Here is a 26,203-nt window from a genome sequence, read left to right as displayed (position 1 = left end):
CTATATCTTTACTGGAATAGTTTACTGCATGAGCTTTGCCAATACCATAAATTCACTGACAATACTGCTGATCCGGTCTATTTCGTCTAAAATGATCTGCTTGTAAAAGTCATTGCCTTCGAGCAATTGAGCAAATCCTTTTATGGAAGTAAGGGGGTTACGTATTTCATGGGCGACTCCTGCAGCCAACTCTCCAATAACAGACAGCTTTTCAGCACGCTGAAGCAATTCCTCGGTCTTTTTTTTATACGTAATGTCCATTTGAATGGATACATACTGATAAGGCTTATTTGACTTATTTAAAAAAGGAACAACTGTTGTATCAAACCAGAGCTCCCTGCCATCTTTGGCTATTTTCCTCACTTCCCCCTTCCAAACCTTCCCTTTGTCTAAAGGTTCCATAAGTTCATTATGAAATACTTTGTTATAGTCTTCCTTTGGCATCATATAACTGTAGTGCTTTCCAAGGAGCTCCTCCTTACTGTATTTCACAAGGTTTGAAAACGCTTCATTGACGTAAGTGATGACTTGGTTTTCATCATAAATCGCTATCATTGAGGATTGGTCTAAAGCATACTTAATGGCTGAGAGTTCCTTCAGTGCTTTTTTTAGTTTGGCATCCTTCAGCTTGTCCGAAGAAGCTTCTTTAAAAAATAATACATGTTGTGTGATCCTTCCGTTTTCTTTTATCGGAATCAAAATAGCATCTATCCATATGTAACTGCCGTCTTTTCTTTTTGCTTCCAGGGCACCGTCCCACTGATTTCCCTGGGTAAAAGCTTGAAAAAATTCGCTATAGGTGTTTTGTAAATAAGGATCAAAATACAGCTCTGTAAATACCTGGTTCAACTGTTCCTCACTTGAATACAACAATAATTTACAGCTCTTGTTATTCCCAAATAGGACTCTTCCTGTCCTGTCAATAGATAACATCCCAACGTAATTGTCAATCACCCTTTGCCAGGCCGTTGGAATGTTGTGATCTATGTTTTTAAAGGTGATAATAAATTCATCTTTTTTCCATTTTTCTATGTATAAATGGACCGTTTTGAAGAGAGATAAGGACACCTTTATCTCTTTAGGGTATACGTCGCTATTCACTTCATTCCATCTTTCGATTCCATCTTCAAAGAGTTCCAATAGGTTTAAACCGTACATATCTTCTTTTTTCTTAAAAGAAAAAGGAATGTCTTTCAGTGCCGTATTGGTATAACGATTTGCCCATTTTATGATAAATTTTCTGTCGGTAATAAATATGCTTTCTCCCACACCGTTTAATATAGAGTGAGAATCAATCTCCTGAGGTTTTAACATATGATCAACTACCTTCAATATTAATAAGAAAAGAATTACCTACTTCTCATATTCTACATGAAGGCTCTACAACCTTTTTTTAGGTATTTTTTCCCTGTTATTTCATTTCATTTGTTTCTTACTCCTCCTGTTTTATCTTATACTAGTCCTATACACTTGTATGTTATAAGGAGATACATATGGATTCCAGTTTGATAGGAAAATCAATTTATTACTTACGCAAGAAAAAATAAAAATTACTCAAAAAAAAACTTTCAGAAAACATTTGTACACAAGCACAAAATTAGTAAAATTGAAAAAGGAGAAGTCGTCCCTCTTTCAACAACACTGTATGAAATAGCACGAAAATTAGGGGTGGATATCAATTATTTTTTTGAAGAAGGAAGCAGCCCCCGAAGCGATTATATTAAAGATGTGAAATCAGTAGTCCGAAAAGCAATTCGTGAACGTGATTATCATACCGTAGAAGAAATTGTGAAAGCAGAAGATAATAACCCGTTATTTCAGGAAGGCGAGAATAAGCAGTTTTTACTTTGGCATCAAGGAATCGTACATTTTCATTTGTATCAGGACGGAGCAACGGCTTTAGAACTGTTACATGAGCCTTGGTGGTTCATTCACGAGAAGACCGGACACTTTACACCATGACAGAAATAGAAATTTTAAATAGTATTGGAATTATTCATTATGAAACCGGAAACTCTAAACGGTCTGTTGACATCTTTAAAGAAGCCTTGCAGCATCTTACTAAATTAACTTTGCCACAAACCCACTTAGTGAAGGCAAGAATATATTTCGGACTAACCAATTCCCTTACTGCTTTAGAGGAGTTCAAGCCTTGTATATCATATTGTGAGGAAGGCATTCAGCTTTGCTTGGAAAATGAATCGTTGTATCTCTTAGGGGAATTTTTTTACCAATCAGGAAATGCTTACTTTGAGCTTCACTATAAAGAAAAAGGCTTACAGCACCTTGAAAATTCTAAATTTATTTTTGCCATAGAAAAGAAACATCATTATGTATCATATGTCCAGGAACGAATTAACCACTTTATACACTAAATGCCCGTTTTAATTTTTTGAAATAGCATAAGCCTGCGGCAACAAAAGGCATCATATCCCACTTGTTGCTATAGGTGCATGTGAGAGGTTTTTAACATTGTTTAAATACTTTCATAGATAAACAAAAGCCTGGATTTTCCAGGCTTTTTAAATTTGTATCACTTTATTAGTATTAAGAGCTTGTAATGTGAAGCAGGTTAATAAAACCATCCTCCGATAATAAGGAGAATCATAACAATCGAGTTAATTATAGGTGGAAGAGTCCGGGAGGTAACCTTAGGATATTTTAACCGGCTTACTGTAAGGAATACAATAATATTGTTAAATAAGATAAAAGCAACCAAAAGAACGGCTGCCATATCGCCTATAACCCCAGCAAACATGGATACCAGGATTAGCGCTATTCCTCCGGCAAACAAAAGAGCTGTCACTTGATGCCACGCAATGTGAAAACCAGCTCTTGCTAATTCATTCATTTTGGACTTCTTCAACTCAGGAACAATCACTCTCTCCCCCAGGCTGCATGCGTAAAAGCAGTCGCCACAGCCACAAAGCCTGCCAGCAAATAGAACGCATTCATATATATCTCTCCTGTTCGTTTCAACAAACCTTCTTACAGCACTCTATACCCGCTATGCTCCAAAAAGAACCTGCTTCAAGGTACAGCAGCCTTGCTTTCAACCATTTCGTACCTTCTCTTTATTTTCACATATACTGATAGCACAACCAGTTAAACAGATTTGAGGTGAAAGAAATGAGTCTTTGGCAGAAGCTCAAAGAATGGCATAAAAAGAGATACAAGAAAAGAATAGAAAAAATGAAAAAGCAAGGGAAATGCCCTGAATGCAGAGGAACGGGATACCAAATCTCTGCAATGGAAGCGATGTACTCTGCTTTATACGATTGCTCAGGGTGTAACGGCAGCGGTTTATTCACTGACTGGGAAAACCTCAAAAAAGCAAGTAAAGAAAACGAATAACTTACAATTGTCTTTATGGTGTATAAAGATTTAGTTCCCTACACAAACTGATAAGACAAAAAGAGGTGAGATTTGATATGGGATTGCTTCAAACCTTAACAGATTGGCAGGATGCGTTATATCAAAGAAGAATTGCTAAAATGGAGTCCAAAGGCCTTTGTCCCGACTGCAGAGGAAAAGGATATTCTCTTCATATTAATGAGTACCATTATGCTCCTCCAGAGAAATGTTCAGGGTGTGAAGGAAACGGATCATTTACAACCTGGCACGAAAAGAGCCAGCAGCCATAGTGGCATACTGGCTCTTTCTGTTGAGATTATACACGCAGCTGTCCTGAGATAACAAAGACCCCTGAAGATATGAGTTCTCCGCTCCTGGTAAACTCTAAGTCTCTTGGGCCGACCTTAACCCTTACTCTGGTAGTATGGGAATTATAATAGGCCCTAATATAACTGGCCCAACCTCTTTCCACTTGAAATTTATGAATCTCCTGCTCAATGGCTTCTGACATGAGTGAGATTATTTCGTCATCAAGTTTATCACCAAGCTGCTTTTTTAGCTGGCTTTTAATCCGTAAAGGGGGCTCATACAAGACCTCCTTATTGTTGTCTTGTAAATGGTATTCCCTTTATTCCTCTCATGTATTCCCTTCTTCTGATGATATCAAAAGGTACCAGTAATAATGAGAAGTCCTTACTTTTTTAGTGATAAAGCATGAGAAAGAGACGATTTGATCTCAACCTTGTCAAAGGAAATATTTAACTGAACGGCTGTTTGGGCAATCTCCGGACGAATGCCAGACAGGGTTGACTCTATTCCAAGGAGGCTCAATGCTTTCAATAAGTGTGAAATCTGGTGGGCGACCATTGTATCGATTTCAGCTACTCCTGATAAATCGATAAATAAATGGGTAATACTTTCCACGGAACATTGATGAAGCGTGTGCTCCAATATAATAGCAGCGCGGTCACTGTCAATTGCCCTATAATAGGCAATAATGCTGTATTATGATTAAGCTTGATTATTGGTGCACTTAGCTCATTGATCATATCCTGCTTTTCACTTAAGAGCTTTTTCGCGTTTTTTTGTGCTTCTTCAACAAACGTGAGTATTGTTTTATCAATCCCAAAGATCACTTTTTCGTTCCAGGAAGAGATCTCTTCAAGAGAAACAGGTCTTTCACCACGATCAACAAACTGCTGAATGTAGTTTAAATACTGGGCCCGCACTCTCATAAACTCTCGAATAACATGGTGATGGGGCGTTCTTAAATGTTCACTGTCCCGGGCTATTTCATTTATCCATGGCAAAGACTTCTCAAACCATGCTTTTTCTTCTTCTGCAAAAATCTCAATAAAATGAAGATGAAATTCATGGTTTTGATTTTTCAGGGTACGAATGACCTCTGGATTCGTGGAAGCATAAACGGAGGAAGGATCCGTTTCCGTTAATGACTCATACCACTCTTCCGTTAATGTTCTGGAATTCTCCAGTAAAAAGGAATATAAAGCTTCTTGATTTTTCACTTTTTTCTCTCCTTTTTAAACGAACAACGTATTTGCATTAAATTTTTGTTAGGTTATAGGCTTTTTTATTTCCTCATATTTTTGAAACCATTCTGGAAACGCCTTTTTAAAAGAGGTGGGCTTGAAATTCTCTTTCTTAACTACAATATGTGTGGTACTTCCTTGCGCACAAACCTTTTCCTCCTGATTGACAATAGAAAACCCATAAATCGTTTTCGCTCGATGATTTTCTTCCACCCACGTTTGTACAGTAATCTGGTCCCCAAGGCGAACAGAGTGTTTATATGTAATGTCAAGATGTTGAACCGGCGCATAGTAGCCCGCTTTCTCCATTTCTAAGTAACTGTAACCGGCATCCTCAATTAATTGGGTTCTGCCAAGCTCAAGCCACTTTACGTAATTACCATGGTATATCACACCCATCATATCTGTATCAGCATAGGAAAGCTGAATACCTACTTCTGAAATGTACATCCTACTGCTCCTTTAACATAGTTTCTTTCCTTATTATAGCTCACTACTCTTTGACACGCTTATATAATTATAAAAAAAGAGAAAAGGAAAAAATAGCGGGAAGAACGCTTATCCTCTTCTCTTTTCTTTTTTATTGCAGCTGATCTTGTGACGTATTTAGTGCAGCCTGCGAGGCAGCAAAATCTATTTTGTATTGCTCCTGAGGATGATATGGATGATAATATCCTTTTTCCATCATATACTGGGATACTTGCCCGTGAAATTGCACTGCCTGTGTCAATTGCTGTTGAAGGACATTCCTTACTTCCGGAGTAGCCGCTTCTGTTAAAGCAATCGCACAATTTCTCACTCCAGATTTTGCAGAAATCAGTAAGTCTGTTGCAATCACCTGGTCTGTCATGGCTCCCATTCCAGCCATACTTTGTACCATATTGTTCATTTTCTTCCCTCCTTATTTTTGCAGTAACCCCTGCAACTGTTGAATTGCCTGTGTAGAGCTTTGTATATCCTGCTGCATTAAAGTTTGCAGTTCGTTATCATTGACTAGTCCCTGCATCGTTGAAGACTTCGTTAAACAGAGGTTTTTGAACATGACTAACTCGTGAAGTTCTGCTGCTTCATGAACACCAAGTTTTTGTTCCACCATCTCACCACCTTTCTCCTTTATTGTGGTAATTGCCTATGGTTTTATTCTTGAATTCTTTTTGGCACCTTGTACATACTTTCACCCCTTTTTCGGAATAAAGGCACAGCACTCGCTCATAGTAAGGGTATATAATCAGGAAAGGGAGGGATGACATGAAACTGGTGGAAGAGTTGTATGATATGTATAAGGATCACATTACAGGGGACGAAGAAGATGCTTTTATAATTATTGAGGGGGTGCTTTCAGAACTGAGTGATAAAGATTTAAAAACTATATTCAACCAAGCCTCCTATAAAGAAAGGTATTCAATTTTGCTGCATTACTTATATCATGAGTTTATAAGCCTTGCTGCCGAAAAAGGCTTAGGCACAACGAACAATGAGGACGATCAAATCAGCAAAAACCTTCACTAAGTAAATAACCTGCCAGGTACACTCCTTGTAAATGCAACCGGCAGGTTAAATGGATATCATTTAAAACATAAAAAGAGGAATCGGAGCCTGATGACACAGCCAGCCCTATAATTACATATCATTAACTTCCCAGGCATAAATAGTTGAATGTTAAACTTTTCTTATTTTTCTTCTGCTTTATACAGTTCCGTCATCCAATCTACTATGCCTTGCTGATGCTGTGTTCTGATGGTTTCCGTTTCCTGATCTCCGATAATTTTTCCTTCTTTTATTACGATTACTCTGTCAAGTAACGTTTCAATCTCACTAATTTCATGAGTAGTCAGAATCAACGCCTGATATTCTAAGTCGATAAAAGAAATTAACCCTGTCACGATGGACTTTCGCACCATCGGGTCCAGACCAGAAAGAGGCTCATCCATCAGGACGACTGGCGTTTCTCTTGCAAGGGTAATCGCAATTTTCACTCTTCCTCTGTTTCCTTTAGATAAATTTTTAAGCTTAACTTCTTTCTCCACTTCCATGAAATTTAATATGTCCCTTGCTTTTTCTTTATTAAAATCATTAAATAATGATTCCTGTAAATCAAGAAGCTGACTTACTGTTTGATAGCGATAGTATTCATCCAATTCAGATAAGTATGAAATGTCATCTGCTGACTGCCTTGTCACTGGCTTTCCATTTACCGTAACTTTTCCACTAGAAGGACGAATGAGCCCGGCTGCCATTTTTAACATAGTAGACTTACCGCTTCCATTGGCTCCTACGAGGCCCGTAACACCGTTTTTCAAAACCGAAAAAGAAGTATCACGAACTGCTCGTTTTCTGCCATAATTTTTCGTTACATTTTGAAATTCAATCATGAGTCTCTCTCCTCAGCGATATATTTTTGAATTCCATTAATCATATCTTCGGCCTTAAAGCATCGCTTCCATTTCTTTAACAAACTGCCTGATCTGCGTATCTTTCAACCTCTCTCTTAACTCTGTAAGAGCTTCCTCACTTTGTGTGACAAATGTTCCTTGTCCTCTTTTAGTCTCCACCACACCATCTCGCTCCATTTCACTATAAGTTCTTGAAACTGTGTTTGGATTTAAACCGAATTCTATTGCTGTATCACGTACTGAAGGAAGCTTGTCACCGGCTGATAATTCATTGCGAAGTATTTTCCAGTACAATCTGTCCGCCAGCTGCCTGTATATAGGCTTAGATGTATCAAAAGGCTGAGTCATTTTTACACCTCCGCCTTTTTGTCGATGAGCCAGGATGTGAATAAAAATAACAGCAGAAATTCAACAGCATGGTAAACAAACAATCCTAAAGTAATAACCCCTATGCCGCTTCCTACGGTGACTTCTGCATTTCCGCTCTCGATAAAGTATTGAGTTTGCTCAAACAATCCTGTTTCGAAGCTAAGTTCAATTGCACCCCAGCTCGTTAATGCTGCGTACATCGCTGAATCTAAATATCTGACATACACCCAGGAAATAGCCATAACCACTAGGATGACTGCTATCCACCCTAGGCGGCCGATCGTTCTCCGCAAAGCAAAATACACGGAATAGTAAAATAAAACCCACATAGCAATCAATGTGGATACCCCTAAAATAACCAAAAAGCTTAACGTAATCAGTTGGATAACTTCAGCGGCACTTGGAATCATATGAGCATCTAATAGATAAGCTGTAAATATTAAAAACAGCAGGCCATTAACAAACAAATTTAGTGACAATGCTGTGAGCGCAGCTGTTATTTTCGCAGCTAACAGCTGCCACCCCGGCCTTGGCGTGTGAAGCCAGAGATGAAGTGTCTTCAGTTCCTGCTGCATGTTAATGAAAAGGTAAGCAGGTGCATAAAAGACATGCATAAAAAGACCGCCCGTTAAAAAAATGAGCATTAAAGTCGGTGCGTCAGTCCCTGGATTTCCTCGAGCTAAAAAATAAGCAAATACAAGCACAGCCCCAATTAAAACAAGGCCAAAGTAAAAAAGTACCTGAGTCGTTTTAAATTCTTTTTGAACAAGTTTCAGCCATTTCTTCATACCTTTGTTCACTCCTTTTTGTATTAGTGTACTAGTTAAATATTACACTAATACTTTTAAACAAGTCAACAAAAAAACCGGGAGCTAACCCGGTTTTCTGTTTCCTGTTCTTTTATGGTGACTCCTTAGGAACCTGCAAGGAAATACTTGTCCCCTTGTTTTTTTCCGTTTTCAGGGAGAAATGAGCATCAATAGCGTTCGCTCTTTCCTCCATACTAAACAACCCTACTCCTTTATGGTGGCGGTTGCGAACGAACCCTTTGCCCTTGTCAATAATGAAGATTTCTATCTCCTTTTGTTTTTCTATTATCGACACGTATGCTCTGGAAACATCAGCATACTTTGCTATATTGGTTAATGACTCCTGGATGATGCGGTAAATAGCGGTTTCTTTTTCTATTTCAAGCCTTGTTTTCACATCAAATTCTGTGTCAACCATGATCCCATAATGATTTGAAAAATTAGTTACATATTTACGAACTGCAGGTACTATACCAAGTCATCTAAAACAGCAGGCCTCAGCTCCCAAGCCATATTCCGTACCTCTTCAATAATATACGTTACTTGTTCTCGCAGGGCAGTGACTCTTTCCTGTTCTCCTTCACTAATTAATTGATCCATTTGAATAAGCAGTGAATATAAGCTTTGGCCAATACCGTCATGTAGTTCTCTGGAGAAGCGTTTTCTTTCTTCTTCCTGAATTCCTATAACCTTTTTCATCATTTGCTTTAATTCTTCTTCTGTTTTTTTTAATTTCGTTACTTCATTCCGGATCGCAAGAAATTGATACGGCTTATTATTTTCGTCTAAAAAAGGCACGATGGTCGTGTTAACCCAGTAATAAGTGTGATCTTTTGCTTTATTTTTAATTTCTCCCTTCCACACATTTCCAGAAAGAATCGTCTGCCAGAGCCCTTTCATAAACTCCTTGCTGTGATACCCTGAATTAATAATGCGGTGATCCTTTCCCAGTACTTCCTCTCTCTTGTATTTAGAGATCTCACAAAACTTATCATTTACGTATATGATTTTTCCTTTATGGTCTGTGATGGCTACAATGGTTGATTCATCTAATGCAAATTTTAAATCTGTCAGCTCTTTTAAGGTATGCTGCAGTGCCTTACGAAACTGGGGATCTTCTATTTTTTTGATATCTGAAAGAAGGGTTTCCGGCTCTCTTTTAATCAAATTTAATCAGCCCCTTCTTTGAAGCGTATTTCACTAAATCAGGCTTCGTCTTCAACCCTAGCTTTTCCATTAAATTACTTTTATGTGATTCCACTGTTTTTACACTGATCACAAGCTGTTCCCCAATTTCTTTGTTGGAGTAGCCTTTTGCAATAAATTCCAACACTTCCCTTTCCCGTTCAGATAACACTTCAAAGGAAGAACTGCTTTTCCCCTCATTGTACTGATTCATGAGTTTTTTGGTTGCTTCTGGAGATAAATAGGCTTCACCAGCTGAAACAGAGGTAATGGCTGAAACAAGGTCCTCGTGGGGAGCGCTCTTTAACAGGTACCTGATGCTCCAGCATGGATGGCTTGAAATAAGTATTCTTCATCGTCATGCATCGTTAAAATCAGAACTGAAACAGAGGGGGCGGTTTTTTTTAATTCAGTTGTTGCTTCAAGGCCGCCCATCCCATGAGGCATGCTTAAGTCCATCAGCACAACATCTGGAGCTAATTCTTTTACCTTTTCTATTGCTTCTTCTCCATCCGCGGCCTCACCGATAACTCTTATCTCATGTTTTCCATCTAATAATGTTTTAAGGCCGGACCTTACTACCATATGATCATCTACTACTAAGACGTTAATCATACCCATTCCCCTTTTACCCTCAAAATCTTACATTCTTTATTGTTATTGTACCAAAATTACCTTCTGTGCTAAGGCATTTCCTGTATATTTTCTGTACTGTTCCTGCTTTCCCGTCAGAGAAATCCCTTACTCCACACTTCTCACCTTGCTTTTTATGTGCGGGCTATAAGTGGCTTTTTAGTCTTTTTTTCCTTAGAAGTGTGATGTACCTCATATTAAAATCAGGAAAAATATGCAGAGAAATAGGGAGGTTCCCTGATAACATTTTCTTATACATTTTGGCATCATTAAGTTAACAAGAACGACGTAAGGGAGATGGCGAAAATGGCTATGACTGTTCAAGAGGTAAATCGTTTTCAGGAGAGACAAAAAACACAAGGAACCGGAACGATTCATAACTATCTGTCCGATACCAATTTTCAACACCTTAAAAATAAATTTTCCTCGCCAAGAACGTTTAAAAAAGGAAGCTTTCTATATATGGAAGGCGATTACGCTGATCAACTGTATTATATTTACTCAGGAAAAGTAAAACTGAAAAGAACGATGGAAGATGGAAAGGAAATTACCATGGCTTTAAAGCAAAAAGGGGACCTTCTCGGAGAGTTTGGGTTCTCCGAAGAGGTTCACAATGCCAGCAGTGAAATTATTGAAGACTGCAAAGTAGCGTTCATTCATAAAAAGGAGATTGAAGCTCTTTTACAAAATATTGGCACGTTTGCTGTGGAATACATGAACTGGCTGAGTATGACAAATAGACAAAATGAAACAAAGATCAGGGACCTCCTCTTATATGGAAAAAGCGGAGCTTTGGCTTCTACGTTAATACGCATGAGTAACACGTATGGAATAGTTGACACAGATGGGATCAGGTTAAAAATAAAATTAACTAATACTGAAATAGGAGAATTTATTGGTTTAACGCGAGAAAGTGTTAATCGAACACTTAACTCCTGGAAAAATGAAGGAATACTCTATATGGATAATGGGGTCATTATTATAAAGAACCTATGTGAACTTAAGAAAATTTGCGGCTGCCCATCAACATGCCCGTTAGAAATTTGCAGGTTATAAACATTAACTAGGAAAAAGCAAAGTCATGTGATCTTTCTCACTATAGAAGGTTTGATTGTTGTGTAGGATAAAGCAAAGGAAAACAAATAAGGAGTGATTTCAATGATGTCAAATTATAAAAATATCGTGACAGCTGTAGATGGTTCCGAGGAAGCTAAGCTTGCTTTAAAGAAAGCTATTTCTATAGCGAAAGAAAGTGAAGCAAATCTTATCATTACTCATATTATTGACACCAGGGTATTTGCCACCATTGAACAATATGACCGAACAGTTGTATCAAAAGCTGAGGAATACGGGAAAGAATTATTGGAGCAATACAAGCTGGAAGCAGAAGCAGCAGGAATAGAAAATGTTTCTACTGCCTTGGATTTTGGTTCTCCTAAAATTAAAATCACAAAAAGCATTGCTCCTCTTTATCATGCTGATCTTATTGTCGTTGGAGCTACAGGATTGAATGCTGCAGAGCGATTCTTGATAGGAAGTGTATCTGAAAATATCGCAAGACGGGCCTCATGTGATGTGTTGCTGGTGAGAAAAGGCGAATAAATTTTTTCTTTGCCTCACCCCTTCCTATAGTAAAACCTGTAGGAAGGAAAAAAGAATCGGAAACACTACTGAATCACTTAAGTAAATAAGGCTCCAATTATCTTCATTTATTAATTGGAGTATTTTGATACAAAACTGTTTGGCTATCCGGCTGGACGAAAACAAATGAAATGAAGCTGAATGGATGTCGGCCTTCTGCCTTTAGGTGTAAGAGAGTATTTTTGAACAAGCAACTAACTAAAATACTGGAGACAAGAAAAGGCTCTCACCGGATGGTGAGGGCCCTTCTTATTAGCTGGGTTATGTCCCAGGCTCTTTTCTTCTTTTGATTCAGTTATTATTTCAATGGCCGATTAAAAGTTATTTTTGTCTCTGCAGCATAATCAGGATACATATCTGTATTTACTGTATTATGAGTGGTAAAGGTATCATAAACAGATGACTCTTGCTTTTCGTCTGCTTCAACTAGTACAAGAATATTTCCCTCTTCAAGATACTTATCATATTCTTTCGCTTCTTCTTCCGGAACGCCAGCGCCAGTAAGGGCACCAACAATACCGCCGCCTGCTGCACCAATTGCACCACCTTCGATTGCAGCTGCAATCGGACCTACTGCAGCAATTGGTCCAATACCAGGGATCGCCAGAATGCCAAGGCCTGCTATGCCGCCTAATACAGCACCGCTACCTGCACCAATTCCAAGTCCTTTCCCGGCACCTTTACCTCGGTTATTATCATCAGCATTATCCGTTACATTGGCATCTGTTTTATCCTCAATTGCATCCGCATCTTCATCATTTTTTACAAAAATTGAAATATCATCTTTGTTATACCCGTTTTTTTCTAATCCTTCAATAGCGTTTACCGCATCTTGTTCATTCCTAAATACACCACCAATAATCTTCTTATCCATGACGTAATCCTCCTTTGTAATGTGTAAGTGTTTGGTGTGTCTACATTACTGCGTGTACCCGGGACATGTTAGTTCTAATCATTTAAGAAAGGAGAAAAATTATTTCAGGACTATAGTAATCCTTGCTTTTTTGATTTCTTGTATAAAAAATTAAGAGGAGGATAAAATACTAAGGCAGCTCAAAGTTAACAACGTTCCACCATAACTCAGCTGGTAGAGTGGTCGGCTGTTAACCGATATGTCGCAGGTTCGAGTCCTGCTGGTGGAGCCATTTTTCATACTTAAGGTTCAGCGTTCCTTAGAAGCATTAAAAACGGACGCTGAGCCATTTTTCACTTCTAACAGCACATTTTTCTCAAGGAGAAATTCACATCTAGCATCCTTCTCTTTTGTAATTCTGTTATGTTTTCTTTAAAATGGCTATAGAATAGAAAGGAGGGATAACATGTCAGATGATCTCAAATTACTTGGAGAGAAGATCATAAACGAGAAAGAAGTATTTGCAGAGAGTATTACGGAAAAAATCACTAGCGGCCGTTCCTACTTAGATGAAGAGAAAATCAGAAAGTGGAGAATTGAATTATTTCAATTTCTAGGGGACATTTTTACTAAAGATGAAGATACTGTGTTAGAAGAAGTACGCCCCTGGATGAAGTCAATTGCAGAGAGCACTGTTTCGTTTGGTTTGTCTATAGATGAAGCAATGAATAATCTGCCAACATACAGAAGTCTCTTATGGGACTTTTTTGAAACACAAATTAAGGAAAGCGATATTTCTGCCTCCACTGTACTACAAGCTACAAAGAATGTTGACGTTATTTTAGAAGAGATAATGAAGATTTACAGCCGGCATTACGTACAACAAAACGAACGGCTAATGGAGGCCGCCCAGGAGTCGATTCAGGAGTTGTCAGTTCCAGTGGTGCCTATTGCAGGGAATATTGCCGTTTTGCCGATAACAGGTGAAATCGATACTCACCGCGCAAAAATGGTCATGGAAAAATCACTAGAGCAAAGCAGAGAATTAAAGCTAAAGTATTTAATTATTGATGTCTCTGGCGTCCCAATGGTAGATACTATGGTTTCCCATCACATCTTCCAGGTCATCAACGCCCTTCGTCTTCTTGGGGTTGAAGCTATCTTAACCGGACTAAGCCCTGCTATTGCCCAAACAGTTGTGTCGTTAGGGGTTAACTTCTCAAATGTTAAAACATTTGCTACCTTACAGCAGGCTTTAGTGGAAATAGGTATCCGTTATGATTTGGATACTTCTTCCTCATCGATCGCTGAACGCCTTACTAAGCAAAAACAAAATACATAGTACAAAGACGCTCTTAAAAGAGCGTCTTTTCTATAGTAAACTCTTACACCCTTCTTTTTAATACATTGACAAAGGAGTTTCTAAAACTCGGGTAATCCATAGTGACAGCAATGCTAATATCTCCTGCCTCGGCCCCCGGCCTGAAGTCAGCTATACTTAACCCTCTCGTTTCTCCCTCTAACGAAATGCTGACATCCTTTTTAATAAAATCAAATATTCCATTATACTGTGAAGCCATAACTGCTGCCACATCATGAAAAGGTGCACCTTTAATCCCTGGTGCAAGCTCCTGATAGGATGAAGCATAATAATCGAAAACGGGCCTCATTAAAAACGTAAAAGGATTATAATTAGTTTCGGTAACTTCTTCAATCATGTCATCTGTGACTAATGCGTAGCTGGTCACGTTTAAGGCTATAATGGTAAGAGGACGAGCTCTCGTTAAGATCACCTGAGTGGCAACAGGATCAATGAAGAAGTTTGCTTCAGCAAGTGGAGTGACATTGCCAGGAACTAGAAAGGCTCCTCCCATAATGATAAACCGTTTCACTTCACTCATTAACTCATTTTGCAATACAAATGCCAGTGCCAAGGAAGTAGATCTTCCTATATCAATAATCGTTAACTCTTCTTTATGCTTTTCTATCAAAGGAAACAGCTCGGTAAAAGGAAGCAATTCTGCAGGAATGCCTTCTGGAGGGACAATGGGACCGAGTCCTTCTTCTCCATGAATTTCAGGATAATAAGGGGCAACCTCTCCTGTTAAAGGGTATTCGCTTCCTGCAAAGAGAGGAATCTCACTTCTCCCTGCTAAAGATATGAGATACGCAGCATTTTGAACAGCCTGGTCTCTCTCCACATTCCCGTAACCTGCTACAATTCCAATGACGTCAATACTAGGATGAAGCAGTGCATATATGATCGCCACGGAATCATCAATACCCGGATCTGCAAATAAGAGTACCTTTTCCACACACCCACCCCCATTCATACTTCATTGTATGAATGGAAAAAAGGCACATGCCTATAATTATACAACTACCTCGCTCGCCATCATGGTTCAAACAATCCCCGAAGCAGAAACCCCCACAAAAAAAGACTTTTGCGTAACGCAAAAGTCCGTTAGACATTTACTTTCCCAGGAAGGCATTCAACATCCATGTATGCTGCTCTAAGGATGTTTTTATCTGAATAAACATATCTGCTGTAGACTCGTCATTATTGCCTTCAGCATTCTCAATCACATCGTTTGCCTCTGTTATCAAGTGAGTAAAATCATTAACTACAGCCTTTACCATTTCCTTTGAATCTTCTGTTCCAGATGCTTCCTCTATTGTGGAATGCTCAAGGTATTCCTTCAGTGTAGCAATCGGTCTGCCATTGATTGTTAATATTCTTTCAGCTATTTCGTCTATATACGTGCCTGCTTCATTGTAAAATTCTTCAAACTTTGCATGGAGAGTAAAAAAGTCACTGCCCGTTACGTTCCAGTGATAATTATGAAGCTTTGTGTACAACACATTCCAATTTGCTAATTGAGTGTTTAGTCCATTAATTAGTTCATTTGACATGAGATATCCCCCTCAAGTTTTCTTATTTTCTATTACATTATATCACTATTTATAATAATTATCAAAATAAATTAATTATCATTAGCGGTCAGCCGGACATTTTTGTTTCCCTTTGGATGTCACGCTTCTTCCTTTTCTCCTTTCGAAAAACTGCTGAGCGTGAGATTGTAAAAATAAACAATCCTATCCAAATAATGATGAATGAAGCCAGCTGAAGACCAGAAAATGGTTCTTGAAAAAGAAATACCCCTAGCCCCAGCATAATTGTAGGAGCCAAATACTGTAAAAAACCAACTAAAGAAAAAGAGATCCGCCTTGCCCCAGCAGCAAACAGCAATAAAGGGATTGCCGTAACCGCTCCTGCTCCTATTAACAGCAAGGACTGTTCACTCCCGTAATGCCTGATGAATCCTTCTCCCTCGACAAAGAAAAATATAAATAATAAAGCAAAGGGCGTGACCATTAACGTTTCAATGGTAAGCCCAGCCCATGCGCCAAGGTTCACTACTTTTTTTATCAACCCATAACAACCGAAGCTTAGAGCAAGAGCTAATGCTGCCCAGGGAAAGCCTTCGTACTGTGTTGTTAGAAGAAAAACCCCTGCTGCTGCCAATATAAATGCCGATTTTTCTCCCATAGTCAGTCGTTCCTTTAGAAAAACAGCTGCCAATAAAACATTGATCAATGGATTAATATAGTACCCTAAACTTGCCTCAATTACCCTGTCACTGTTTACAGCAAATATGAAGATAAACCAGTTTGTAGAAATAAAAAGCGAAGCTAAAATCACAGCCCCAGTCTTTTGTTTTGATGCAAAAACCCCTTTTACTTCCTGCAGGACATCTTTTAACCTGCCCATAAGAAATAAAGCTGCCATCATAAACAAGAGAGACCAGATAATTCTCTGGGCTAACACTTCACTTGAAGGAACCTCACTTAAAAATTTCCAATATAAGGGTAAAAATCCCCATAGCAAATACGCTGATATCGCGGCAATAACACCTGCCGTTTGTTGTTCTCTCACTCTTTACTCCTCTATTCTCCAACTCACTTTTTGAATCCTTATGTATAACTTCAGTATACCTGATTCCTTCTCCCTTGTCTTTTTTCTCGGGCCCTTCCTATGGGATTACGGTTGTAGTCAAAAGCCGTGCGATAGTGTTAACTAACGTATCGATCGCTTCTTTGCCAAAATCCTTTTCCCCACCGCGAGACAGAGAATAAGCCTCATCGATAAACAACACACCGCCGACAGCCTTTTTTATGATCTCCCTTGTTTTCTGAGCTGTTTGCCCAATATATTCTCCTACTAGATCCGCGCGTTCAGCTTCAATAAAATGCCCCTTGGACAGGACATTCATATCTTTTAACATTTCACCCATCATGCGGGCCACTGTTGTCTTTCCAGTCCCAGGGTTTCCTTTAAAGATCATATGAAGGTTCTGCTTTTCTGTTTTCAGTCCTGCATCTTTTCTGCATTGATTGACATAAATCCAGGCATATAATTCTCGTATATATTCTTTTACGTTCGTTAACCCAATTAACTGATCCAGACGCTGTTCTGTTTTCTGCAAAGGGTAATGTTCTTCTATACCACTTACTTCCTGTGTTTCATTTTTATTTTTCAACGATTGATCAGGAGTGTTTCTGTTTAAAAGAACTTGGATTTGCCCATTTTCCCTGCGATTTGTAAAAGCCTGCATAGACTGACACCCCGCTTTCCTTTTCACTAGCCTGTTATGCAGGTTGGGTGTTTACCCATATCATACGCAAAATGAAAAAATTGGTGACGAAGAGCTGAAGACCTTTGCTATAATAAGGAAAAAAGAAAAGGAGGTACAAGCAGCATGTCTACTTTGCCAGCATCTGCCGAGGAGTTCCTCCGCTTTTTAAAAAGCAGAGATAAACGAGACAGCACCATTAAGCGTTACAAATATGATCTTGCAGATTTTAATCGATTCGTTGAGGTCACTGATCACGAACACGAAACAAATGAATTGACATTAAAAAATATAGAAGAATATTTTCACTTTCTGCAGACGGAAAGAAGATATAAGCTGAGAACTCTGAAAAGGATTCAAACTGTTCTAGCTCAATACGGAGCTTACTTGAAATCCACTGGACGCCTTTCTTCCAACCCAATGGAAGGATTTCATATTGAGGAAGCGGTCCAAAATGAATTGGAAAAAGAAGACTTAATCAGTCCCTCAGAGGAAAAACAACTTCTTGATTCTATTTCCTCAGATGCCGGGTTGTCTGTGAAACAACAGGCTCCAGGCCGCTGCTCGCACCTCGTAATATCGTGTTGCTCCGTCTGTTTATAAAATATGGTCTCAGGTTGCAGGAAGTGGCTTATCTGCGAATGAAAGATGTCAATCTTTCTCAAAAAGTTATCCTGGTGCCTAAAGATTCTGGAAACGGCCGAAAAGTACTCCTCTCCAGGAAGGATCAGGCATTGATATTTCAATATTTAAGGGCCGTTCCTGATGCTGTCCGTCCTAAGCGTGACAATGATCCCCTCTTCGTGGCTTTTGATTTTCAACGACAAACATACCGATGGTCTTATGAAAATGACTCTCCGAAAATGCTTACTGAGGTCGCTATTCAAAAGATGATCAGGCAGGAACTTGAAAGAGCCGGGGTGAGAAAAGGCCTTTCAGCCCAACATTTTAGAAATACGTATATAGTAAATGAACTTACAAAGGGTGTCCCTCCTGAAGCCGTCAAAGAAAAACTTGGTTTACGCACTATTTTAACGTTGACCAAATATATTCAGTATGTGGAACAATCGGCTTCCAGTAAAAACAACAGCCTGACATCCTACTCGTAGGGTGTCAGGCTGTTTAGACAGGAGGTAGTTAGAATTGCCCCTTAGATGGATATATTTACCATTATTACACTAAATACGATACGTGAAATTTTATAACTGGCAAGAAAACAACTCCTATGTTTCCATAGGAGCATGTTCTTTTAGTTGTTCGCGTTCTCCGGGTCAATTTGCAATGATACATTTCGCTGGGGAGAAAACGTAGAAATGGCATGCTTGTATACTAGCTGCTGCTTTCCATCACTTTCTAGTACAACTGTAAAATTATCAAATGCCTTTACGGTGCCCCGCAGCTGAAAACCATTAAGTAAAAAAACAGTCACAGGGATATTATCCTTGCGTAATGTGTTCAGAAATTGATCCTGAATATTGACAGATTGCTTCATGTGCTTCCATCCCCTTCTCTTTTCTCTACTTCTTTTCATTCGACGCCCTTTTCATACTTTCCTTCTAAAAAGCTTATCATTTCTTTTATTTTTTCATTATGATTATCTTGAGACATATCAAACCATTCCACGTTTTCCTTATTACGAAACCATGTTAACTGCCGCTTGGCATATCTTCGTGAATTTCTTTTCAGCAGCTCTACGGCTTCTGACAATGACGCCTTCCCTTCGAGATGCATAAGAAGTTCCTTATAGCCAATACCTCTAGCTGACTGGCTGCCTTGAAGTCCTCTATCATAGAGCCACTGAACTTCTTCAAGAAGACCTTCCTTCATCATTTGATCCACTCGTTCATTAATTCTTTGATATAATTTCTCCCGCTCCATCGATAACCCGATCAATTGGAGATTATAGGCGTTTCATCCTCTTCTTGTTCATAAAATCGATCCATTGTTTTGCCCGTCAGATGATAGATTTCAAGAGCACGTATTACTCTTCTAAGGTTTTGAGGCGGAATCTCTTTAGCGCTCTTTGGATCTATTTCCCAAAGCTTTTGGTGTACTGCCTCTTTCCCAAATTTCTCTGCTTTCTCCTCCAGACTCTTTCTGAAACCTTCATCCTTCTCTGCTTCATTAAATGAAAAGTTTCTTGTCAGTGCTCGTATGTATAATCCGGTCCCTCCTACCACAACGGGAATCCTTCCCTTTTGGTTTATATCTGTAACCAGACGGCGGGCTTTCTCCTGAAATTCGGCAGCGGTAAAAGATTCACCAGGCTCTTTAATGTTGATCATATGATGGGGGACCTCCCCCATTTCTTCAGGAGTCACCTTAGCTGTTCCGATATCAAGGCCTTTATAGACTTGCATGGAATCGCCGCTGATGACTTCACTATTAAAATGTCTGGCGATTTCCACTCCTGCTTTTGTTTTTCCTACGGCAGTCGGTCCTACTACAGCGATCAATTTTTCCTTCATGTGTTTCCTTCTTTCTTTTCAATGGTTCCAAAAGCAATCTTTGAGCTCTTTCTTTTTCTTGGTATAAAGCCATGCAGATGAAAACGAGGACTATGGACCTCATCTTTTAACACAACTCTCTCCTTGGCCACTCTCTTTCCTTCTTCTACTGCTACCGCTGTCAAATCATTATACCATGCAAGTTTTTTAGGGGATGCAGATGAGTCGATGCATCAATCGTTTCATGAAACATAGGGTCAAAATAAACGATATCAAAACTATCTGACTGCTGCTTTTGAAGAAAAGTAACGTGGTCAGAGACCACCACGTTTATTCGCTGACAAGCTTCATCAAAAGACTCATTCCCGCTTTTCCACTCCTTAAGTCCCCAGGTCACCGCTTCAGCCATATACCGATTTCCTTCTAAAGCGGTCACCTTTCCCTTTTCTCCAGCAGAGAAGCTGGCTATGATGCTGTCTGAAGCCAGTCCCATTGTACAGTCCAATACCGACATACCTTCCTGAAGGCCAGCAGCTTCCACGAAAGTGTCCCTTTCATTATTAAGAAGGCGTTTTGCTCTCAACCAGGCCATGCTTGGATGAAAATAAAACGGATGCTCTTCATCGGGATGATAGATTTTTTCCGTATCGTTTTCCACTACATAGACCGGCTGATTCCATTCTCTTAACAGTGCTTTCATCGATGCCTTTTTGCGAATGACAAACGGCACCTCCCACTTGTCGGCAAGGTATTGAGCTCGTTGTACTTTATTGCCTTTTGCTTGTTTACTTGTCGTAATGATCAAGGTATCACCTGCTTTTTATCTTTTCCAAGTATACCATTTTTCACCCCTTGAAGAGGCAACTTGACCATAAAAAGCTTCCTAGCTCTTAAAAAAGCAAAAAAAAACCGCATGTCTGCGATTATCATTCCTTTTACCTGTCTTTTTTTCTTGCCTGGTATAAAAATGAAAAAGCAACCATTAAACCGATGCCAAGCATAAATGTAGATAAGCTGATAATAAGAAGGAGTTCACCAGCTGACATTGTATCTTCCTCCCTTTTTTAATAGGAAAGCTTTTCTTTATTTCTATGTCAGCTGATTCTTTTTATGCCAGTGCTGGCACCCAAAGTTTAAAAAATAATAGAAACCCTATCCACCAGGGGTTTTGGTCTCTACTGTGTTACAGTAACATTACATAAGATAAGGGTGCCAGGCACCACAAAAAGAGGCACCAAAAAAGCACCGGCATCCGGTGCTTTTTGCTTGTCCAATTAAGACTTATCTGATTCAGACTGCTTAAGAAAGTAAATCCCCATGATAATACCTACTCCAATTACAAAAGCGGAGATTCCTAAGATCGCGATTAGATCCAAGCCTGTCATGTTTTCACGCTCCCCTTACGTCTTTTTGACTTATTATACCACATTTCCCGATTGATTAACGAGGAGAAAGTGAACATTATGAGACGGTCAGCCGGGCCGTTCCAGTTAATAAAAAACGCTGATACTCCTTTGTATACGACGAGCTGGAAACAAATCCCCGGCCTTTCAGACTTCTGCCAATTTCATCATTCATTTCTATCGTGGCCAACTTCCCTTGCTGCTGCAGATCACTTAGGAAATCACTATAGGCCGTTTCAATCGTAATCGTCCAGGAGTGATTTTCTCCAGAGTTCGGGACCTTTATCAGACCAGTATGAAAATGTACCTTTTCCCCCTCAATCCAGACACTTTCAAGCTTATATCTTTCCACAAAGCTCCCTCCTTAAAACAATCATTGTCCTGCTGCTTTAGCCTACATAATTCTCTTAAACATTTTTTCCATATCATAGGTGGAATAATGAACAATGATAGGACGTCCGTGAGGACAAGTAAACGGGTCTGTGCTTTTTCTAAGCGTCTCCAGTAAGGAAAAGATTTCTTCCTCTTTTAGATGCCTGTTCGCTTTGATTGCCGCTTTACACGACATAAGAATAGCTGCTTCTTCACGCAGCTGATGAAGATCGATCTTTCTTTCCTCAAAAAGCTGATCAAGAATGTCTCTGATGGTTTCCTCCTCTTCTCCTTTAGGAAACCAAACAGGGTGAGACGTCACTCTATAGGTTAAAGGACCAAAAGACTCCAGAAAAATCCCGACGTCCTGTAATGCTTCTGAGTGGGATTCTAGAATGGCTGCTTCAGGCTGTGAAACCTCCAGAGTAATAGGAACCAGCAACTCTTGCAAGTATGGTTCTACTTCTCCAATTTTTTCTTTGAAATATTCATACTTAATTCGTTCTTGAGCTGCATGCTGATCTATAATGTACAATCCTTGTTCATTTTGAGCTAAGATATATGTCCCGTGAAGCTGGCCGATAGGATACATTGGCGGCACGCGAGCCTCGTGTGTCTCTTCAGCTGACGTCCAATCCTCCTGTATTTCGGTCTCTTCCAGCTCTTTTTCTTTAGTACCTTTTTGAACGTCAGATGATAGACCTGAAAGTGGAAATGATTCTTTAACCATCGATTCCATCACCGGATGTTCATCTTCCTCTTCTTTCCTTTCTTCACTCGGAGGTACTATCTTTCTATCCATGGGAGGAGGAGGCTGATCCTCAGGAGCATGTATCCTCGTTTCAGAAGAAGATGAAAAACGATTCAAAGAGAGACTTATTTGTTCTGATTTTGGTTTTGCTGCTTTTGGAAGTTCCCCCTGGGGTATCAGCTGTTCCCCTCGAAAAGCATTTCGTATTCCTTCTTCACAGGCTTTTAACAGTTCCTCTTCCTTGCTTAAACGGACTTCCAATTTAGAAGGGTGGACATTGACGTCAAGAAGAACCGGATCCATTGTAATATGAAGCACCACAAGAGGATGCCTGCCAATGGGAAGCAAGGTGTGGTATCCCTTCTCGATGGCTTTGTGAAGGGGGAAATGCTTGATATATCGTCCATTAATAAAAATAGAAATGTACTGGCGGGTGGCTCTGGTCACTTCTGGCCTTGCAATGAATCCTTTTATCTCGTAATCAAGAGTCTTCACTGATAAAGGCAAAAACTTCCTTGCCGTCTGCCTTCCATATATGGCTGCAATCACAGGGAGCAGATCGTCATTCCCATTAGTAAATAACAGCTGGCGTCCATTATGGGTCAACCGAAAAGAAATATCCGGATGGGCAAGGGCCTGACGGTTAATCACGTCCGTAATATTGCCGAGCTCTGTATGAATGGTTTTCATATACTTTAAGCGGGCTGGCGTATTAAAAAACAAATCCAACACCGTAATTTCGGTTCCCTTCCTGCTTTTTGAAGAAGAGGAGGCGATTCGCTTGCCGCCTTGATAACGAATCATCGTGCCAGGTCCCTCTCCATTTCCGGTTTCAATGGTCAGCCGGGACACAGAGGCAATACTTGGCAGAGCTTCTCCTCTAAACCAAGTGTGGAAATCTTGAAAAGATCCTGCTCATCTTTTATTTTGCTTGTCGCATGGCGGAAAAAAGCATTTTCTGCGTCTTCTCTCGTCATTCCTTCTCCGTCATCTAAGATGCGGATTTTTGAAAGCCCGCCTTCTTCCACATCAATTTCAATTCTTGAACTATTGGCATCAATTGAATTTTCAACCAGCTCTTTCACTACAGAAGCTGGTCTCTCTACAACTTCGCCTGCGGCAATCTTATTTGAAAGCTCATCATTAAGCTTAATAATCTTTCCCATGCCCTCACCTCCATACTGCGTCTATCAGTCTTTTATTTTTTGCTGCAAGTCATATAAGGTCTGCAGTGCCTGAATAGGCTCATGTTCAACACATCTGCTTTCTTTAACTCTGAAAGCACACCCTTTGCCTGGGAGGAAGCTTTTTCTTCAGGAGCTTTTGTGTGCTTTAAAGCAGCTGGCTCTTCCTGAAACAGTGAAAGCTGCTGAGGAGATGCCTCTTTCTCATTATCTTCAAGAGATCTTGTTTTCACAAAAGACTGTCCACCTTCAAGCTCTTTTAAGATCACCTCAGCTCTCTCTATGACAGAATCAGGGAGGCTCGCAAGCTTCGCTACATAAATTCCGTAGCTTCGGTCTGCCTGCCCTGGAATGACTTTATGCAAAAAACAACTTCTCCGTCTTCTTCCATCGCGGATACGTGGACATTTTTCATACGAGGAAGATTCTGATCCAGGGCTGTCAACTCGTGATAATGGGTGGAAAACAGCGTTTTGGCTCCAATGTTATTATGAATGTGTTCAATAATCGCTTGTGCCAGGCCATGCCATCATAGGTAGAGGTTCCTCGTCCAATTTCATCTAATAAGATTAAGCTGTTTTCTGTAGCCTTGGATAACGCATGATGGGTTTCAAGCATTTCTACCATAAAGGTGCTTTGCCCGGCTGCCAGGTCATCTGCAGCTCCAATCCTTGTAAAGACCTGATCGAATAAAGGAAGCTCTGCCTTTGCAGCTGGTACGTAGCACCCTACTTGCGCCATAATTGACAGTAAGGCAAGCTGTCTCATGTACGTGCTTTTCCCCGCCATATTTGGACCCGTGATAAGCAGCATTTCACATTCTTTGTCCATGGTGACATCATTGGCCACGTATTCACCCCGCTCAATCATTTGCTCTACGACAGGGTGTCTTCCTTCTCTGATTACAACCTTTCTGTTCTCAGAAAACGCAGGCATAACATAGTTTTGTTCTTCACTTAACACTGCAAAACCCTGAAGAACGTCTATTTCACTAATGATTTTTGCCAATTGCTGCAAAGGAGCCAAGTAGTCTTTCACACGTTCACGTATGTCAAGAAACAGATCATACTCCAATTGTTCTATATTCTCGGTCGCCTCCAGTATTAATGCTTCTTTCTCTTTAAGCTCCGGAGTAATAAAGCGTTCGGCATTCGTGAGCGTTTGCTTTCTTTCATATAAGCCTTCCTCAAGGTAAGGAATATTTGCCTTGGTGACTTCTATGTAGTATCCAAATACTTTGTTGTAGCCAATTTTTAAAGATTTGATGCCAGTTCGTTCTTTTTCTTTTTTCTCAAGAGAAGAAATCCATTCCTTGCCGTTTCGGCTGGCATGCTTGTATTCATCCAGCTGCTCATGGTAGCCGTCTTTAATCATGCCGCCTTCTTTAATAGAAATGGGTGGCTCGTCTACCAGACTTTTTTCCAATAAGTCTACTAATGGGCTGCATATATCCACGCTTTCTATTTGTTTGCTCGCGTACTCATTATTTAAAGAAGAGATGATTTCAATGATTCCCGGAACTTGTAAAAGAGATCGTTTTAATTGCACAAGCTCTCTTGCATTGACATTTCCGTATGCTACCTTCCCACATAAACGCTCAAGATCATAGACTTCTTTTAGTTTGTCTCTGACATCTTCTCTTGCAAAGAAATTATCAAGCCAGGAGGACACAAGTGAATGGCGCTCCTTAATACTGTCTTTTTCTAATAGAGGCTGCTCTATCCACCTTTTCAGTAACCGTCCTCCCATTGCAGTCACTGTTTTATCAAGGAGCCATAACAAGGAGCCTTTTTTTGTTTTTTCCCGGATCGTTTCAGTAAGTTCCAGATTGCGCTTAGAGAAAACATCGATTTGCATATGGTTGTTAGGGTTATAGATGTCCACGGCCTGCAGATGATCTAGCGACCTTCTCTGAGTGCTTGACAAATAGTTGGTCAGCCTGGCATACGTTTGTATGATCTTATCCTGCTGCACATGGCGGCACAAAGAGTGAAACGCCTGGTCTACCTCCGCATTGTCTTCATAGGAAACCGTGATCCCCAGCTTCTTGATTTCTTCAAGAATCCGATCTGGTGCTTCCCTGCAGACAACTACCTCTTTGACAGAGGTTCCGGCAAGTTCTCTTGTCCAATCTTTTGGATCATCAGTAAGAAGAGAGGCCACAGACTCCCCTGTAGTCAAGTCAATTCTTGCCAACGCTACCGTTCCGTCTTCAAAGTCATGTACAGCTCCTATAAAATTGTTTTCCTTCTCATCAATCATTTTTCCATCCATTACAGTACCTGGGGTAATTAATTGAACGACTTCCCTCTTCACTACTCCTTTGGCTGTCCGAGGATCTTCCACCTGTTCACAGATGGCTATTTTATATCCTTTAGCTATCAGCTGTGTAATATAATGCTCGGCTGAATGGTAAGGAACACCGCACATCGGAATGCTGTCTTCACCTTGTCCCCTTTTTGTTAACGTGATCTCAAGCTCCTGGGCGGCCTTTACCGCATCCTCTAAAAAGAGCTCATAAAAGTCTCCAAGTCTAAAAAAAAGAAAGGCATCCTGGTGCTCGGCCTTTATTTGTTTATATTGTTTCATCATAGGTGTTTCTTTCGCCACAACAATTCCTCCAAG

Annotated in this window: 28 protein-coding genes, 1 tRNA gene and 7 pseudogenes; 12 read left to right on the top strand and 24 right to left on the bottom strand. The window is 39.9% G+C overall.

Features of this window, described 5'->3' with window-relative positions:
* Window positions 1-21: 21 nt before the first annotated feature.
* Complete coding sequence (locus JCM19033_RS04395) at window positions 22-1,314, bottom strand: PAS domain-containing sensor histidine kinase (protein WP_054635392.1); 1,293 nt, start codon at window positions 1,312-1,314, stop codon at window positions 22-24.
* Window positions 1,315-1,524: 210 nt separating this feature from the next.
* Here JCM19033_RS04395 and JCM19033_RS27920 point away from each other — a divergent pair.
* The 3 genes and pseudogenes from JCM19033_RS27920 to JCM19033_RS04385 all read left to right on the top strand — a co-directional run.
* A pseudogene (locus tag JCM19033_RS27920) lies at window positions 1,525-1,677 on the top strand (helix-turn-helix domain-containing protein); the annotation flags it as partial.
* Between the two features lie 51 nt (window positions 1,678-1,728).
* Complete coding sequence (locus tag JCM19033_RS25020) at window positions 1,729-1,962, top strand: hypothetical protein (protein WP_269757957.1); 234 nt, start codon at window positions 1,729-1,731, stop codon at window positions 1,960-1,962.
* A complete protein-coding gene (locus JCM19033_RS04385) occupies window positions 1,959-2,375 on the top strand; it encodes a hypothetical protein (protein ID WP_054635390.1) in 417 nt (138 codons plus the stop codon). The genes JCM19033_RS25020 and JCM19033_RS04385 overlap by 4 nt, the downstream gene beginning before the upstream one ends.
* Window positions 2,376-2,572: 197 nt before the next feature.
* Here JCM19033_RS04385 and JCM19033_RS04380 read toward each other — a convergent pair whose 3' ends face one another.
* Window positions 2,573-2,881 carry a hypothetical protein gene (locus JCM19033_RS04380; protein WP_054635389.1) on the bottom strand — a complete coding sequence of 103 codons (309 nt, stop codon included), beginning with the start codon at window positions 2,879-2,881 and terminating at the stop codon, window positions 2,573-2,575.
* 248 nt (window positions 2,882-3,129) lie between these two features.
* Between JCM19033_RS04380 and JCM19033_RS04375 the strand changes: the two genes are divergently transcribed.
* Both JCM19033_RS04375 and JCM19033_RS04370 read left to right on the top strand, forming a co-directional pair.
* A complete protein-coding gene (locus JCM19033_RS04375) occupies window positions 3,130-3,354 on the top strand; it encodes a hypothetical protein (protein ID WP_054635388.1) in 225 nt (74 codons plus the stop codon).
* Window positions 3,355-3,431: 77 nt separating this feature from the next.
* Complete coding sequence (locus JCM19033_RS04370) at window positions 3,432-3,644, top strand: hypothetical protein (protein WP_054635387.1); 213 nt, start codon at window positions 3,432-3,434, stop codon at window positions 3,642-3,644.
* A 26-nt stretch (window positions 3,645-3,670) separates the two neighbouring features.
* Here the strand turns inward: JCM19033_RS04370 and JCM19033_RS04365 are convergent, their stop codons facing one another.
* From JCM19033_RS04365 to JCM19033_RS04345, 6 genes are all read right to left on the bottom strand, one after another.
* Window positions 3,671-3,946 carry a hypothetical protein gene (locus JCM19033_RS04365; protein ID WP_054635386.1) on the bottom strand — a complete coding sequence of 92 codons (276 nt, stop codon included), beginning with the start codon at window positions 3,944-3,946 and terminating at the stop codon, window positions 3,671-3,673.
* Window positions 3,947-4,047: 101 nt separating this feature from the next.
* Window positions 4,048-4,278 carry an STAS domain-containing protein gene (locus tag JCM19033_RS25015; protein WP_269757956.1) on the bottom strand — a complete coding sequence of 77 codons (231 nt, stop codon included), beginning with the start codon at window positions 4,276-4,278 and terminating at the stop codon, window positions 4,048-4,050.
* Entirely contained in the window at window positions 4,236-4,880 is a 645-nt protein-coding gene (locus tag JCM19033_RS04360) for a hypothetical protein (protein ID WP_269757955.1), read from the bottom strand. Before JCM19033_RS04360 ends, JCM19033_RS25015 begins: the two co-directional genes overlap by 43 nt.
* 48 nt (window positions 4,881-4,928) lie before the next feature.
* A complete protein-coding gene (locus JCM19033_RS04355) occupies window positions 4,929-5,354 on the bottom strand; it encodes a thioesterase family protein (RefSeq protein ID WP_054635385.1) in 426 nt (141 codons plus the stop codon).
* Between the two features lie 130 nt (window positions 5,355-5,484).
* Window positions 5,485-5,793, bottom strand: coding sequence for a spore coat protein (locus JCM19033_RS04350; protein ID WP_054635384.1), 309 nt, complete (start codon window positions 5,791-5,793; stop codon window positions 5,485-5,487).
* Window positions 5,794-5,805: 12 nt separating this feature from the next.
* Window positions 5,806-6,000: a hypothetical protein gene (locus JCM19033_RS04345; RefSeq protein WP_054635383.1), complete on the bottom strand. Its 195-nt coding sequence runs from the start codon at window positions 5,998-6,000 to the stop codon at window positions 5,806-5,808.
* A gap of 152 nt (window positions 6,001-6,152) precedes the next feature.
* Here JCM19033_RS04345 and JCM19033_RS04340 point away from each other — a divergent pair, with 152 nt between their 5' ends.
* The gene (locus JCM19033_RS04340) at window positions 6,153-6,413 is read left to right on the top strand and encodes a DUF6154 family protein (RefSeq protein WP_054635382.1); all 261 of its coding nucleotides are present in this window, start codon (window positions 6,153-6,155) and stop codon (window positions 6,411-6,413) included.
* Window positions 6,414-6,574: 161 nt separating this feature from the next.
* Here the strand turns inward: JCM19033_RS04340 and JCM19033_RS04335 are convergent, their stop codons facing one another.
* From JCM19033_RS04335 to JCM19033_RS04315, 5 genes and pseudogenes are all read right to left on the bottom strand, one after another.
* Window positions 6,575-7,276, bottom strand: a complete 702-nt coding sequence (locus JCM19033_RS04335) for an ABC transporter ATP-binding protein (protein WP_054635381.1) — start codon at window positions 7,274-7,276, stop codon at window positions 6,575-6,577.
* A 54-nt stretch (window positions 7,277-7,330) separates the two neighbouring features.
* Window positions 7,331-7,645 carry a GntR family transcriptional regulator gene (locus tag JCM19033_RS04330; protein ID WP_374701191.1) on the bottom strand — a complete coding sequence of 105 codons (315 nt, stop codon included), beginning with the start codon at window positions 7,643-7,645 and terminating at the stop codon, window positions 7,331-7,333.
* A gap of 2 nt (window positions 7,646-7,647) precedes the next feature.
* On the bottom strand, window positions 7,648-8,454 hold the full coding sequence (locus JCM19033_RS04325) for a hypothetical protein (protein WP_054635380.1): 807 nt from the start codon (window positions 8,452-8,454) through the stop codon (window positions 7,648-7,650).
* Window positions 8,455-8,566: 112 nt separating this feature from the next.
* A pseudogene (locus tag JCM19033_RS04320) lies at window positions 8,567-9,642 on the bottom strand (PAS domain-containing protein).
* A pseudogene (locus JCM19033_RS04315) lies at window positions 9,635-10,275 on the bottom strand (response regulator). Before JCM19033_RS04315 ends, JCM19033_RS04320 begins: the two co-directional pseudogenes overlap by 8 nt.
* 324 nt (window positions 10,276-10,599) lie before the next feature.
* Between JCM19033_RS04315 and JCM19033_RS04310 the strand changes: the two are divergent.
* A complete protein-coding gene (locus JCM19033_RS04310; RefSeq protein WP_054635379.1) occupies window positions 10,600-11,349 on the top strand; it encodes a Crp/Fnr family transcriptional regulator in 750 nt (249 codons plus the stop codon).
* Window positions 11,350-11,451: 102 nt separating this feature from the next.
* Window positions 11,452-11,895 carry a universal stress protein gene (locus JCM19033_RS04305; protein WP_198153404.1) on the top strand — a complete coding sequence of 148 codons (444 nt, stop codon included), beginning with the start codon at window positions 11,452-11,454 and terminating at the stop codon, window positions 11,893-11,895.
* Window positions 11,896-12,232: 337 nt separating this feature from the next.
* Here JCM19033_RS04305 and JCM19033_RS04300 read toward each other — a convergent pair whose 3' ends face one another.
* Window positions 12,233-12,808 (bottom strand): general stress protein, encoded by a 576-nt coding sequence (locus JCM19033_RS04300; protein ID WP_054635378.1) that lies wholly within the window; start codon window positions 12,806-12,808, stop codon window positions 12,233-12,235.
* Window positions 12,809-13,003: 195 nt separating this feature from the next.
* Between JCM19033_RS04300 and JCM19033_RS04295 the strand changes: the two genes are divergently transcribed.
* Window positions 13,004-13,079: transfer RNA gene (locus tag JCM19033_RS04295), tRNA-Asn, on the top strand.
* 174 nt (window positions 13,080-13,253) lie between these two features.
* A complete protein-coding gene (locus JCM19033_RS04290; protein WP_054635377.1) occupies window positions 13,254-14,129 on the top strand; it encodes an STAS domain-containing protein in 876 nt (291 codons plus the stop codon).
* 43 nt (window positions 14,130-14,172) lie between these two features.
* On the opposite strand, the gene JCM19033_RS04285 is transcribed toward JCM19033_RS04290, so the two are convergent.
* From JCM19033_RS04285 to JCM19033_RS04270, 4 genes and pseudogenes are all read right to left on the bottom strand, one after another.
* Window positions 14,173-15,102, bottom strand: coding sequence for a nucleoside hydrolase (locus JCM19033_RS04285; RefSeq protein WP_054635376.1), 930 nt, complete (start codon window positions 15,100-15,102; stop codon window positions 14,173-14,175).
* 157 nt (window positions 15,103-15,259) lie between these two features.
* On the bottom strand, window positions 15,260-15,700 hold the full coding sequence (locus tag JCM19033_RS04280) for a Dps family protein (protein ID WP_054635375.1): 441 nt from the start codon (window positions 15,698-15,700) through the stop codon (window positions 15,260-15,262).
* Window positions 15,701-15,788: 88 nt separating this feature from the next.
* Window positions 15,789-16,724, bottom strand: a complete 936-nt coding sequence (gene rarD, locus JCM19033_RS04275) for an EamA family transporter RarD (RefSeq protein ID WP_054635374.1) — start codon at window positions 16,722-16,724, stop codon at window positions 15,789-15,791.
* A 130-nt stretch (window positions 16,725-16,854) separates the two neighbouring features.
* Window positions 16,855-17,403, bottom strand: a pseudogene (locus JCM19033_RS04270) (AAA family ATPase); the annotation flags it as partial.
* A 144-nt stretch (window positions 17,404-17,547) separates the two neighbouring features.
* Between JCM19033_RS04270 and JCM19033_RS04265 the strand changes: the two are divergent.
* Together JCM19033_RS04265 and JCM19033_RS04260 are read left to right on the top strand one after the other, a co-directional pair.
* Window positions 17,548-18,024, top strand: a complete 477-nt coding sequence (locus JCM19033_RS04265; protein ID WP_054635372.1) for a phage integrase N-terminal SAM-like domain-containing protein — start codon at window positions 17,548-17,550, stop codon at window positions 18,022-18,024.
* Entirely contained in the window at window positions 18,003-18,530 is a 528-nt protein-coding gene (locus JCM19033_RS04260) for a site-specific integrase (RefSeq protein ID WP_198153403.1), read from the top strand. Before JCM19033_RS04265 ends, JCM19033_RS04260 begins: the two co-directional genes overlap by 22 nt.
* 140 nt (window positions 18,531-18,670) lie before the next feature.
* On the opposite strand, the gene hfq is transcribed toward JCM19033_RS04260, so the two are convergent.
* The 6 genes and pseudogenes from hfq to mutS all read right to left on the bottom strand — a co-directional run bounded on the left by hfq (window position 18,671) and on the right by mutS (window position 26,188).
* Window positions 18,671-18,913 (bottom strand): RNA chaperone Hfq, encoded by a 243-nt coding sequence (gene hfq / locus JCM19033_RS04255; protein WP_054635421.1) that lies wholly within the window; start codon window positions 18,911-18,913, stop codon window positions 18,671-18,673.
* Between the two features lie 35 nt (window positions 18,914-18,948).
* Window positions 18,949-19,889 (bottom strand): annotated as a pseudogene (gene miaA / locus JCM19033_RS04250) (tRNA (adenosine(37)-N6)-dimethylallyltransferase MiaA).
* Between the two features lie 160 nt (window positions 19,890-20,049).
* Entirely contained in the window at window positions 20,050-20,673 is a 624-nt protein-coding gene (locus JCM19033_RS04245) for a class I SAM-dependent methyltransferase (RefSeq protein WP_054635370.1), read from the bottom strand.
* A 656-nt stretch (window positions 20,674-21,329) separates the two neighbouring features.
* Window positions 21,330-21,623, bottom strand: coding sequence for a hypothetical protein (locus tag JCM19033_RS04240; RefSeq protein ID WP_054635369.1), 294 nt, complete (start codon window positions 21,621-21,623; stop codon window positions 21,330-21,332).
* Window positions 21,624-21,665: 42 nt separating this feature from the next.
* Window positions 21,666-23,560: pseudogene (mutL, locus tag JCM19033_RS04235) on the bottom strand (DNA mismatch repair endonuclease MutL).
* Between the two features lie 24 nt (window positions 23,561-23,584).
* Window positions 23,585-26,188 (bottom strand): annotated as a pseudogene (mutS, locus tag JCM19033_RS04230) (DNA mismatch repair protein MutS).
* Between the last annotated feature and the right edge of the window lie 15 nt (window positions 26,189-26,203).

The sequence above is a fragment of the Thalassobacillus sp. C254 genome (assembly GCF_001310615.1).
This window is presented reverse-complemented; position numbering and strand designations above follow the sequence as displayed.